11 protein-coding genes are annotated in these 11,915 nt (G+C 39.9%); 3 read left to right on the plus strand and 8 right to left on the minus strand.

Annotation, left to right across the window (positions count from 1 at the left end):
• Nucleotides 1-5: 5 nt before the first annotated feature.
• Nucleotides 6-1,040 carry a nitronate monooxygenase family protein gene (locus MTF66_RS32145; protein ID WP_248529676.1) on the minus strand — a complete coding sequence of 345 codons (1,035 nt, stop codon included), beginning with the start codon at nt 1,038-1,040 and terminating at the stop codon, nt 6-8.
• A 200-nt stretch (nt 1,041-1,240) separates the two neighbouring features.
• Between MTF66_RS32145 and MTF66_RS32150 the strand changes: the two genes are divergently transcribed.
• Nucleotides 1,241-2,617 carry an NAD-dependent succinate-semialdehyde dehydrogenase gene (locus MTF66_RS32150; RefSeq protein WP_248529678.1) on the plus strand — a complete coding sequence of 459 codons (1,377 nt, stop codon included), beginning with the start codon at nt 1,241-1,243 and terminating at the stop codon, nt 2,615-2,617.
• A gap of 134 nt (nt 2,618-2,751) precedes the next feature.
• Here MTF66_RS32150 and MTF66_RS32155 read toward each other — a convergent pair whose 3' ends face one another.
• From MTF66_RS32155 to MTF66_RS32170, 4 genes are all read right to left on the minus strand, one after another.
• Complete coding sequence (locus MTF66_RS32155) at nt 2,752-3,288, minus strand: DUF924 family protein (protein ID WP_248529680.1); 537 nt, start codon at nt 3,286-3,288, stop codon at nt 2,752-2,754.
• 131 nt (nt 3,289-3,419) lie between these two features.
• On the minus strand, nt 3,420-4,499 hold the full coding sequence (locus MTF66_RS32160) for an endonuclease/exonuclease/phosphatase family protein (RefSeq protein ID WP_248529682.1): 1,080 nt from the start codon (nt 4,497-4,499) through the stop codon (nt 3,420-3,422).
• Nucleotides 4,500-4,508: 9 nt separating this feature from the next.
• Nucleotides 4,509-4,892 carry a hypothetical protein gene (locus tag MTF66_RS32165; protein WP_075170389.1) on the minus strand — a complete coding sequence of 128 codons (384 nt, stop codon included), beginning with the start codon at nt 4,890-4,892 and terminating at the stop codon, nt 4,509-4,511.
• 73 nt (nt 4,893-4,965) lie between these two features.
• Nucleotides 4,966-5,214 (minus strand): TIGR03643 family protein, encoded by a 249-nt coding sequence (locus tag MTF66_RS32170; protein WP_041708743.1) that lies wholly within the window; start codon nt 5,212-5,214, stop codon nt 4,966-4,968.
• A gap of 143 nt (nt 5,215-5,357) precedes the next feature.
• On the opposite strand from MTF66_RS32170, the gene MTF66_RS32175 reads away from it, so the two are divergent.
• Nucleotides 5,358-6,014 carry a YoaK family protein gene (locus MTF66_RS32175; RefSeq protein WP_138594768.1) on the plus strand — a complete coding sequence of 219 codons (657 nt, stop codon included), beginning with the start codon at nt 5,358-5,360 and terminating at the stop codon, nt 6,012-6,014.
• Nucleotides 6,015-6,070: 56 nt separating this feature from the next.
• A complete protein-coding gene (locus MTF66_RS32180; RefSeq protein ID WP_248529684.1) occupies nt 6,071-8,140 on the plus strand; it encodes a TonB-dependent receptor in 2,070 nt (689 codons plus the stop codon).
• Nucleotides 8,141-8,196: 56 nt separating this feature from the next.
• Here MTF66_RS32180 and MTF66_RS32185 read toward each other — a convergent pair whose 3' ends face one another.
• From MTF66_RS32185 to MTF66_RS32195, 3 genes are all read right to left on the minus strand, one after another.
• Nucleotides 8,197-9,336 carry a Na/Pi symporter gene (locus MTF66_RS32185; RefSeq protein WP_008114296.1) on the minus strand — a complete coding sequence of 380 codons (1,140 nt, stop codon included), beginning with the start codon at nt 9,334-9,336 and terminating at the stop codon, nt 8,197-8,199.
• A gap of 408 nt (nt 9,337-9,744) precedes the next feature.
• Nucleotides 9,745-11,007 (minus strand): tyrosine--tRNA ligase, encoded by a 1,263-nt coding sequence (gene tyrS / locus MTF66_RS32190; RefSeq protein WP_248529685.1) that lies wholly within the window; start codon nt 11,005-11,007, stop codon nt 9,745-9,747.
• A gap of 84 nt (nt 11,008-11,091) precedes the next feature.
• Nucleotides 11,092-11,898, minus strand: coding sequence for a LuxR C-terminal-related transcriptional regulator (locus tag MTF66_RS32195; protein WP_248529686.1), 807 nt, complete (start codon nt 11,896-11,898; stop codon nt 11,092-11,094).
• Nucleotides 11,899-11,915: the final 17 nt, after the last annotated feature.

Consider the following 11,915-nt stretch of genomic DNA (forward strand, 5'->3'; position numbering starts at 1 on the left):
AAAAATTACCATTTTTTCATTAAAGCATGTGTAATATCAGCCGCTGATACACCCACCCTAGGAATATATTTTTGGCCACACCATAAAGGTGAAAAATCACTTTTAGCACTTTTTTCAGCTAGAGTTCTTAAGGCTGTTATAGCACTGCTGGCATGTGGAAACGCAGGAACGCCCTTTGGTATAGCACCTAGCTCTTGCATTACTCGATTTTTAATACCCCGAGCAGCTCTACCAGAAAACAATGTAGTCAGTGTAGTCTCGTCTTGTTGTTGATCTAAAATAGCCTGTTGATGCAAAGCTGATGTTGTTGCCTCCTTACATAGTAAATAAGCGCTCCCTACTTGTACAGCACTCGCTCCTAACGCTTTAAACCGCTGTACATCATCGGCTGAAGCAATGCCACCAGCAGCAATAATAGGCAGTGATATATGCTCAACACAACGTTTAATTAACTGCTCAGTAGTTTGTTGTAAGCTTAAATCCATTGATAAAAAGTGCCCTCGATGGCCACCAGCTTCTATACCCTGAGCAATAATCCCATCAGCGCCATTTTCACTAAGCCAAATAGCTTCATCTAAAGTGGTAGCCGTTGAAATTACTTTAGTGCCCCAGCTTTTTATTTGCGCCACAATAGCTTGCTTAGGTAAACCAAAATGAAAACTAACTACTGCTGGCCTATAGGGGGCAATAATATCAACAACCGATTGATTTATAGGTTGACGAGAAGCCCCTGCAGTTAAACTTTGCGGGTCAATTTCATACTCTGCAAAATAAGGTGCCAGCATATTATGCCATAGCTGCTTTTGTTCGTTCGTGTAATCAGCAACCCTATGACAAAAAAAGTTAAGATTAAACGGCTTCGTTGTTTTTTGGCTAAGTACTTCTAGCTGCTCAATTAATTGTGCTGGTGATAACATGGCGCAAGGCAAAGAGCCCAAGCCTCCAGCCTCACTTACAGCAAGAGCAAGCTGCTCGTTTTGAACACCTGCCATAGGTGCCTGAATTATCGGTAAAGCGGTATTAAACAATGATGGCTTCATTTGAACTCTCCCTGTAACTTTTTCAACAACTTGCACTATTTACAGAACCATAGCAAAAACAACAAGCAAACAACATCTAGATTTTAGTCATAAGCAATATAAAAATCATTACTAACAGATAGTTATGATTTTTTAATATCTAGAAACTAACTGGCTTTGGTTTTGCACCTATCCTATTACATAATTTGTTAGGAGGTAAAATGAGTAACACAGTTGATACGATCAATCCCGCAACCGAGCAAGTCATTAATAGCTATACGCTGCTTTCTCAAGCTCAAGCAGAACAAGTGATCGAAAAATCTCATGAAACATACTTAACATGGCGATTAACCTCGTTTACCGAGCGCGCACAACATCTAAATAAATTAGCCTCTTTATTTGAAAGCCAAAAAGAAGCCTTAGCAAAACTAATGACCGAAGAAATGGGTAAAGTCTATGAGCAAGGCTTCCAAGAAGTTCAGCTTTGTGCTGACATTTGTCGTTATACCGCTGAGCATGGCGCCGATATGCTTAGCGACGAGGAGCGCGACATGCAAGGAGGTCGTGCAATCATAAGCTATCGCCCTACTGGTGTGCTGCTGGGTATTCAGCCATGGAACTTCCCACTTTATCAAGTTATTAGATACAGTGCCGCAAACATTATGGCGGGTAATACCACGGTATTAAAACACGCCGGTAATGTATTTGGTATGGCTGAAAAAATTGAAACATTATTTCTACAAGCAGGCTTCCCTGAACACTGCTTTAGCAACTTACTGGTTGATGGTAAAACCGCCAGCGCCCTTATTTCACACTCGGCTATAAGCGGCGTGACCTTCACTGGAAGCGACGGCACAGGTAAAAAAGTAGCAGAGCAAGCTGCTAAGCATGTTAAAAAAAACGTACTAGAACTGGGTAGTAACGACGCTTTTGTTGTACTTGATGACGCAGATCTGGCTCTTGCAGTTAAGGCTTGTTTACAAGGACGCATTATTAACAACGGCCAAACCTGTGTTGCCGCAAAGCGCTTTGTGGTGGTTGATTCACTCTACAATGACTTTAAAGAAGCACTAAGCCAGCAGTTTAAGGCGATAAAAATGGGCGACCCAATGGATGAAGATACCGAACTGGGTCCTATGGCACGCGAAGATTTACGCGACAAAATTCATCAGCAAGTGCAAGACTCTGTCAATGCGGGTGCAAAAGTAATTGTAGGCGGCGAAATACCGCAACAAACAGGTTATTACTATCCACCAACTGTGCTCGAAAACCTTACACCGGGTATGCCTGCTTATGACGACGAGCTATTTGGCCCTGTCGCATCTTTAATTAAAGCACAAGATAACGACGACGCTATGCGTATCGCTAATGATTCACGCTATGGACTAGGCGGTGGTATATTTTCAAAAGATGAGAAGAAAGCCATTGAACTGGCCAAAAAGTATTTTGATACCGGCATGATTAATATTAATGGCTATGGTTTGGCACAACCAAACCTACCATTTGGCGGTGTTAAAGACAGTGGTTATGGCCGAGAGCACGGCGGCTTTGGTATTCGCGAATTTGTGAATGTTAAAAGCATCATGATCCATAGCTAGTATCAGATATCAGGTATCAGGTATCAGGTATCAGGTATCAGGTATCAGGTATCAGGTATCAGGTATCAGGTATCAGGTTAGTAAAATTAAACACCGCGCTTGTTGCAAGCGCGGTGTTTTATTGTCTGATGAATTTAAAAACCTGAGTTAGGCTGTTTTAAAAAATCAAGTTCTTCTTTTGTAGACTCCCGCCCCAGTATCTTATTACGATGCGGATAACGATTAAATCTATCGATAATCGCCTTATGCTGATACTCAAAATCTAAGTTATTTTGAATACCTAACGCCTTAAATAGCTGGACTGCTTCCTTATGAATTAGCTTTGATTCGCTGTGCATAAAAGGCATATACAAAAATACGCGTTGTTCATCCGTCAATTTCTTATCAAACCCTTTAGCAATAGCAGTTTGTGCTAACGCTAAAGCTAATGCATCACAAGCAAATGCTGCGGGCTTTTCACGGTAAATATTACGTGAGAACTGATCAAGCACAATAATTTCAGCAAGACTACCTATCGCGCTTTCACGCCAATCAAATAACTCATTTACACTTGCTTGATGATGTAATTCACCAAAACGAGTTTTAATTTGTGCATCAAGCCCATCGTCTTTTTGCCACCACTGTTTAGGCTCAAGCTCATTAAACCAAAAGTCGATGATTTTATTAAACATAATGAATCTCTTTGTTAATTAACGCTAAACTAAATAATTTGCTACGAAAACTTCGCAAACTTAAAAGCCCTATCGTAATGTATTAACTTTCTCTTTCACCTAAAACCTTTAACCTAATATCTGTACTATACCTAGCCCTTTTCAAACATAGGTACTTTGCGTTTATCTGCTTTGCTCATTGCCAGCTCTTGTATATCTTGCTGCTTTTGCTCGCTTGGTTTTGTTTCTAGGGATTGCTGATTAGCATCTTCAAATACCAGTTCGGTTAGTAAGGCAAAATGATCGGAGCCATATTTAGCAAGGCGCTTTATCCGTTTTACACTAAAGCCTTTTGAATGAAACAAATGATCAAGCGGCCAACGCATAAAAAAGTAATTAGCGTGAAAAGTATTAAAAAAACCACGGCCTTTACGAGGGTCTAAAAAGCCACTAATTTGCATAAATAAACGAGTACTGCGTGACCAAGCAACATCATTTAAATCGCCAGCGACTATCGTAGGCCGAGTTGAATCTTTAAGAGCTTTAGCCACCATTATTAATTCGCTATCGCGCGGGCGTGATGAATCTTCTTCGGTTGGGCTTGGTGGCGCGGGATGAATAAAATGCCCCTGCATTTTTAACCCTTGGTGGTTTTCAAATAAAATATGAATAGAAGGAATGTCATCTTCTATAAGTGCACAAATTTGTGCATCGAGTATGTTAAATTTACTAAATACATGCATGCCGTAGCGGTTATCTTTTGGGCACTGTATTTGATAAGGGTAGTTTTTTTTAAGCACGGACAATTTATCTTGCCACCAACTATCGCTTTCTAAGGTGATAAGTAAATCGGGCTGATATTTATCGACTAAGTTAATTAACTGCTCACTATGTCGATTCGACATCAGTACATTAGCGGATAAAATTCTGATGCTATGCTCACTACTTTTTGGCGCTGTTAATACTTCTTTTTTAGCAAACCAAGTGTAGGGATAAATCCACTTAGCTTGAAGCGCTAAAATAACTAAAGCGACAGTGGCTAATAACGGATATGTAATATAGTCGCTTTGCCACATACCTATCAGAGCCGCTATAACGATAGCGCTTGCTAGGTAGCACACCTGCAAGCGCACAAAGTCGCAACTACGTATCAAATAATGCTGACTGTATGACAGGGGTAATAAGGTTATTAATAACAACAAGCCAGTAACTATGACCAATACAGTGAGCATTTATAAATCCTAATAGCGCTGTAAAATAGAGAGTATTTCACGAGTGTCGTGCACTAAGTGAATAATAGTGCGATCAACTTCAACTCGCACTGTGTCTCTTTCTCGGTCTATTACTCTAGCACGCTTATAAATGTCATGCCCAAGGATATCACCTTGATGATAAGATCTGTGCCACCCTGGTGGAGTCCACCCTTGACGAATTAACTGCTTGGCCTGTTTTTTAGAAAGCCATTTTTTATTATTGTATTGGTTATATTTTTGCTTTTTCCAGTGATGCTTGTTTGCGTGTTTATTCGCATGCTTGCCTGCATGCTTGTCTTTGTGTGGTACAGCAAATGCGTTTGTTGCCGTTAGCGCAAAAACCATTACTAAAATACTGATTAGTGATTTCATGGCGATTCTCCAGTGTGATCATTACTGAAGAGTATTAACGGCTAAGCCTGAACATTACATGAAATGAGAAAAATTAACGTTGCTTGTACTGTGTTTTACAATGACTGCGCATAATCGCGGGGTCGCGTAACTTTAGGTGTTTAGTTTTACGCCCAGCATGGCGCTTACGCCATACTTTAAATGACCCGCTAGAGATATGCTCCCGCATAAAATTAACTAATTGAGAGTAATTTAGCCCATACAGATTTTCAATGGCTTCAAATGGCGTTCTGTCTTCCCATGCCATTTCTATAATGCGTGATTGCTGTTCTTGGTTAAACATATTAATTCCAAATTTGGTTGATACGCAAAAGTTAAATTTAGCGATCATCACTTGCTTGTGATGTTAAAAATATAACCTCTTTTCATTTATTAACTTTAATTAAGTGTATGATTAATCTACACACTGAAACCGGAGCTAAAAGGATGTTTACAAAACTACCTAAGTGGGTCGAATATGGTGCGTTTACCCTCGCTTTTATTGCCGGTATGGTAAACGCAGTAGGTTTATTAGGGTTTGAACAGCAAGCAATTTCTCACGTTTCAGGGTCGGTGACTTCATTAGCTATTGAACTTACTACCAACATCAAGGCGGCGTTATTTTTAATTGCGATTGTACTGAGTTTTATATTTGGCTCGGCATTAACAGGCTTAATGCTTTCAGGCGGTTCACTTAAGCTAGGCCGCCATTACGATACGCTCTTATTTATTGAGGGTATTTTACTGCTGTTAAGCGCACAGCTACTTCAATATTCTTACCCTTACGCACTTACACTTGCTTCTGCGGCCTGCGGCTTACAAAATGCTTTAGCCACTAACTACAGCGGCGCAGTTGTGCGAACCACTCACTTAACCGGTATTTTTACCGATCTGGGTTTGATGTTTGGTAAAGCCCTAAAAGGAGAAGCTTTTGACAATAGAAAATGCTTGGTCTTTGTATTAATTATTGCCGGTTTTTTAGCCGGCGGAGTGGTAGGTGTATTACTATTTAAACATTACTCAGTGCTCACTTTAGTTTTTCCGAGCATTTTTTGTATTGTTTTATCGATTACTTATCGGGTTTATAGGTTGAGTGTGCTTTAACCAATTCACAAAATCCCCTACCCTAAACTTATCAAATTGCCGATGTGCTGGAATTTATGAAATATTACTATTTATCCCCGTTATTGTTATGCAGTCAGTTAGGTTTAATTAATAGTGCGTGTGCTGAAGATACCGCGCAATCAATTGAACGTATCACCACCACAGCATCGCGTAGTGAAGCGCTTTCCACGCCATTACCACTGGTGATCAGTGTATTAAGTGAATCACAGCTTGAGCTTATAGCTCCTACCCATGTAGAGGAAGCGCTACAACGCGTTGCAGGTGCCAATGTCCAACGTGGGAATGGCCAAGAGTATTTACCAGCTCTGCGCTCCCAAGTACTTTCTGGAACGGGCGCTTGTGGTGGTGTCTTAACCGCAGAAGATGGCATAGCTCTTCGTGCAGCTGGTTTTTGTAATATCAATGAACTATTCGAAGCGCATAGCGAAATGGCAGAGCGTATTGAAGTATTAAAAGGTCCAGGTTCTGCGCTATATGGTTCTAATGCAGTGCATGGTGTAATTAACGTTATTACCCCTGATACTACGCAAGGTGCTGGTTTACTAGGCTTTGATTATGGCTCTTATGGTTATGCTCGCTATAAATTACGTGCAGGCCATGCCATGGATAATTCAGGCCTAGGTATTAATGCTAGTTTTACGGATGATAGCGGTTATCGAGATGACGAAAGCGTAAAGCAACAAAAAATAAATGTGCGCCATCGCTATAATAATAACAACCTAAGCTTAGTTTCTGGGCTTACGTATACCAATTTAGATCAACAAACTGCTGGTTATATTAGCGGTTTTCAAAGCTATAAAGATGAAGATATAGCACAGCAAAACTTTGATCCCGACGCCTTTAGAAAAGCTCGCTCGCTTAGGGCTTGGAGTAAAGCAAGCTGGCAATTAGGAGAGAACACTCTAGTTGTTACTCCTTATATTCGTGACCAAAGTATGGACTTTTTTAAACACTTTTTACCCGGCACACCACTTGAAAAAAATAGCCAAACTGGGTTTGGGCTACAATCGCTTTATCAGCATTATGTGAACGACAATACCAACTTAAAGCTTGGTTTTGATGGTGAGTTTACCCAAGCCGATTTTTTACAAACCCAAGATAAACCGACTCAAGGTTCTGCGTTTTTAGTGGCCACAGTGCCGCAAGGTAAACATTACGATTACCAAGTCGATGCCACCTTATATGCCCCATTTGCCGCTATTGATTGGCAGCTAAATAATTGGCTTATAACTGTAGGTCTACGTTATGAGCATATGCAATATGACTATCAAAACAATATGCTTACAGGGCGTACAAAAGAAAATGGCAGTGAATGTGGTTTTGGTGGCTGTCGTTATAGTCGCCCAGAGAGCACTAAAAACAGCTTTAGTAATCTTTCGCCAAAACTCGGTGTGAGCTATCAGCTTAATATTAATAATACATTATACGCTAACTTTTCAAGAGGCTATAGAGCCCCACAAGCAGCTGAGCTTTATCAATTACAACGCGAGCAAAGTACTGCCGACTTAGACGCAGAAATAGCAAATAATGCTGAGTTAGGTATTAAAGGGGTGTACAACAATACTCGCTACGGTTTATCGGCTTATGCGATGAGCAAGCACAATACCATCTACCGTGACAGTGACTTTTTTACTGTTAATGACGGCCAAACTCGACATCGTGGCATTGAGCTTGAGTTAGCACACAGCTTTAATCAGCACTTTTCGATTAATTTTGCAGGTACTTATGCCAAACATACGTACTCGAATGAGCAAATCATCGGCAGTATTAATATTAAAGGTAACGATATTGATACCGCACCTCGAAAGGTCGCTAATATCGATTTTAACTGGCAAGCCAACGAGCGTGTTAACCTTGCTCTGCAATGGCACTATGTGAGTCGCTATTTTACCGACCCTGAAAACTTACATGAATATCAAGGTCACGATATTTTAAGCTTGCGCGGCCAATGGCAAATAAGCCCACAGCTATTACTGAGTGCGCGAATAATAAATCTAACCAACACGGCTTACGCACAGCGCGCAGATTACACTAGTTTTACTGGCGATCGTTACTTCCCAGGAAAACCGCGTAATGCCATGTTGTCTGTACGTTACCAATGGTAAAACAAAAAATGCGCTATATAAGCTATATAGCGCATTCTTTTTATTCATTTATTTGCTTATCTAACGGCCAGTACAATTAGACCAGGCACCACAAAGAACGACCCTAACACATAGCCTAATGCAGCTGATTTATTCTTTGTACCAATTTCGGCTAGCTTTTCGGCTAACTTAAGCGGAATTTCACGTAGTACAGGAATTCCGTAAATTAGTGCAACCGCAAATACATTAAACATAACGTGTACTAAAGCAATCGTTAGCGCCACTTCAGCCATAGGCCCTGTGATTGATGTGGCGGCTAATAAAGCGGTAATGGTTGTACCAATATTAGCGCCTAGCGTAAATGGATAGATTTGACGTGTAGTAAACACACCACTTCCCGCAAGTGGGATCATTAAACTCGTGGTAGTTGATGACGACTGAACCATAACTGTTACCGCCGCACCTGATGTTATACCTGCGATAGGCCCGCGCCCAATTGCACCATGCAGTATATCTTTTGCAGTGCCAACCAATGCTTTTTTAAGTAGTTTACCTAATGTAGTTACGGCAAATAAAATCAAACAAATACCTGCTATAACCATCGCTGCACCTAGCATTTTTGTGTCTAGGAAGCTAAATGCATCTTTTATTACACCCACAGCAGGTTTAACAAGTGGTTTAATAAAGTTGTAGCTCTTTAATGATAAGTCAGCATCACCAATAAATAGATGCGACAAAGCAGCTGACATTTTTTGCAGCAAACCAAACATTATCTCAAGCGGTAAAAATATAATAACGGCAAATAAATTAAAGAAATCATGAACCGTTGATGCTGCAAACGCACGTTGAAACTCTTCTTTAGAGCGAATATGACCAATAGACACTAAGGTGTTAGTAATAGTCGTACCAATATTTGCACCCATCACCATTGGAATAGCAATACTTAACGGTAAACCGCCAGCAACAAGGCCCACTATTACTGAGGTAACCGTTGATGACGATTGCACTAAAGCCGTTGCCAAAGCACCTAATAATAATGCAATAAACGGGTTGGTTGCGAATGCAAAAATTTCTTTCGCTCCCTCGGTACCGCCCGACGCTAATTTAAAACCACCACTGACAGTGCCAACGGCTACCAGGACTAAATAAACTAAAAAGGCGATAGCAGCCCAGTTAAGCGTTTTTATTAATAGCGTATTGCGCTTTGATTCACTCATGTTTAAATCTCAGTTTTTGTCTTACCGATTATGGCATTTTGATGACGTTTTTGTTTCAGAGCGCATTAGAACACCTAAATATTACAGAAATATTTCAATTCGATTAACGTGCTTGAGTGAGTAAAGAGATTAATACAAAGAAACAACTCGTGCGCACAGCGCTATTAAAAACAGATAGCAAAGTTACTTTATTATCAGCTACTTAAAAAAGTTACTTTTAACTTAGCATTTCACAGTGATTTACAAATGCCTACAAAACACATTAATAACGGCAATTAAATTATTAATTACCGTTATTGTAATGAGAAAAAACAATGAAGACTTTTAAAAAAATTAAGTAGTTTGGATTAAGAATACCCCCTAAAACCACATAAAAAATCACATAAAAAATCACCATTAGAGGGAAATTCAATTGAGTTTAATTAACCTAAATTGTTTTTTACCTCGCTGTATTAACCAAAAACGTTGATGCAATGCCAAATTTAACTGACTATGATCAGCCGAAATTGTTTCACCATTAATTTTTACTGCGTTTACAGCTATCAGTTCTCTTGCGGCACGCTTAGAGTTTGCTAAACCACTGAGAACCAATAGCGCGGAGGTGGTTATATTAATTTCAGTAAGGGTTATTACTGGTAAGCCATCTTGTTCTAATTGTGCTAAATCATTTAAATTTAAGGTTTGTACTTGTCCATTAAATAACAACTCAGTGATACGCTGCGCACTTGCCAAGCCTTCTTCAGCATGAACAAAACGGGTTAATTGCTCAGCTAAAATGCGCTGTGCTTGAGGCTTTTGGCCGCTTATCTTATCGTTTGCTTCTATGGCCTCAATTTCTTTAACTGATAAAAAAGTATAAAAACGCAAAAAGTTATACACATCAGCATCTTCACAATTTAACCAAAACTGATAAAAACGATACGGTGAGGTTTTTTTGGGGTTGAGCCAAATAGCACCGCCCTCGGTTTTTCCAAATTTTGTACCGTCTGACTTGGTAATAAGTGGCAACGTTAAACCAAACACTGTTTGCTGGTTTAAACGGCGGGTTAAATCAATTCCACTGACAATATTACCCCACTGATCGTTACCGCCTATCTGCAAAGTACAATTTAACTCACTATTGAGCTTAGCAAAGTCATACGACTGCAATAAGGAGTAACTAAATTCAGTAAACGACAACCCTTGCTCTGGACGTTGCAAACGTTGTTTTACTGACTCACGGTTGATCATGGTATTAATTGAAAAGTGTTTACCTACATCACGAAAAAAGTCTAATACATCAATACAGCTAAACCAGTCAGCGTTATTTTTTATCTGCAGTGGCTTGTTTAAATGCGGACCAAGTACACTTTCAACTTGGTTTGCAAGCGCTGTCACCCATTGTGACACCGTTTGTTTAGTATTTAGGCTACGCTCAGTGGCTTTAAAACTCGGGTCACCAATCAACCCTGTAGCACCCCCAATTAATGCCACACCTTGATGCCCTGCATCCATAAAACGCTTTAGCATTATTAATGGTACTAAGTGCCCTATGTGTAAGCTACCTGCGGTAGGATCGAAGCCACAGTAAACCACCTGTGGAGTTTTAAGCTTATGGGTTAATTGCTCAATATTACTCACTTGAGAGACTAAACCACGCTGCATAATGTCGCTAAGTAAATGTGCTGTCATCGTATTTCTCAAAATTATCCATAAGAAAAATACTAATTAAACTCAGCAATGTGCACTATATCCCTAAAGGGACATAAACGCGCTTTATTTTGTCAGCATTAAATGATTTAAAAACAGTCGGAAGAATTCACTCAGTGAAGCAACGTTTAACTGTGCATATATACGTTTACGATGGTTTTTAACTGTACCTAGGGCGATCCCAAGCTGAGAAGCAATATCTGCGGAGTCGCAACCTTGCACAATTAAACAAGCAACCTGATGCTCTCGTTGAGTGAGTTGTTGGTTAGCAAATGACGTGAGGGCACTTTCTATAAGCTGCCCAGTAACTGAACTATTAAATTGATTTAATAGTAATTTTTGGCTACCCCAATGTTGGCTACACAGTGCTTTTATTAAATTAAAGTGTGCTATTAATTGCTGCTTTTGCAACGCACTAAAGCGCTGGTTATTGGATAATAAACCAAGGTAAATAACAATCGAGCGACCGTTACCTATATTAGTACAAATACTTAGCTCATCAGTCCAGCCAGTGTGAGTATAAAACTGCTGTTGATATGCCTTAAAGGTCAGTTCATCTTGATAACGAGCTATATCAGCGAGCCGAAATACTCCTTCCTCAGCTTTACTAACCAGTTCAGTATAAAAAGGGTCGTTTACAAACGAGTTAGTAAGGTAGCGCTGAAATAAAAGTTCACGCTGTTTCTCGATAGAATCGAATAAATAAATGGGATGCTTATTTACTCTGCAAGCCAATACAACCGCACAATCAAACTCAACAATAAGGGCAATGTAATTAACCAGCTTTTGCGCAAAACTTGTCCCCTTTATAGCTTGTACACATTGCGCTAACGCATCTTGCTGAGTTAATTGCTGCTGCGAGTCCGACTGCATTATGATGCCATTTTACA

Source organism: Pseudoalteromonas sp. 2CM39R, assembly GCF_023161845.1.

What these genes read in the sequence shown, in the direction of transcription:
- MTF66_RS32145 (WP_248529676.1), bottom strand. Translation starts at nt 1,040, where the DNA reads ATGAAGCCATCATTGTTTAATACCGCTTTACCGATAATTCAGGCACCT.
- MTF66_RS32150 (WP_248529678.1), top strand. Translation starts at nt 1,241, where the DNA reads ATGAGTAACACAGTTGATACGATCAATCCCGCAACCGAGCAAGTCATT.
- MTF66_RS32160 (WP_248529682.1), bottom strand. Translation starts at nt 4,499, where the DNA reads ATGCTCACTGTATTGGTCATAGTTACTGGCTTGTTGTTATTAATAACC.
- MTF66_RS32155 (WP_248529680.1), bottom strand. Translation starts at nt 3,288, where the DNA reads ATGTTTAATAAAATCATCGACTTTTGGTTTAATGAGCTTGAGCCTAAA.
- MTF66_RS32165 (WP_075170389.1), bottom strand. Translation starts at nt 4,892, where the DNA reads ATGAAATCACTAATCAGTATTTTAGTAATGGTTTTTGCGCTAACGGCA.
- tyrS (WP_248529685.1), bottom strand. Translation starts at nt 11,007, where the DNA reads ATGACAGCACATTTACTTAGCGACATTATGCAGCGTGGTTTAGTCTCT.
- MTF66_RS32195 (WP_248529686.1), bottom strand. Translation starts at nt 11,898, where the DNA reads ATGCAGTCGGACTCGCAGCAGCAATTAACTCAGCAAGATGCGTTAGCG.
- MTF66_RS32180 (WP_248529684.1), top strand. Translation starts at nt 6,071, where the DNA reads ATGAAATATTACTATTTATCCCCGTTATTGTTATGCAGTCAGTTAGGT.
- MTF66_RS32185 (WP_008114296.1), bottom strand. Translation starts at nt 9,336, where the DNA reads ATGAGTGAATCAAAGCGCAATACGCTATTAATAAAAACGCTTAACTGG.
- MTF66_RS32170 (WP_041708743.1), bottom strand. Translation starts at nt 5,214, where the DNA reads ATGTTTAACCAAGAACAGCAATCACGCATTATAGAAATGGCATGGGAA.
- MTF66_RS32175 (WP_138594768.1), top strand. Translation starts at nt 5,358, where the DNA reads ATGTTTACAAAACTACCTAAGTGGGTCGAATATGGTGCGTTTACCCTC.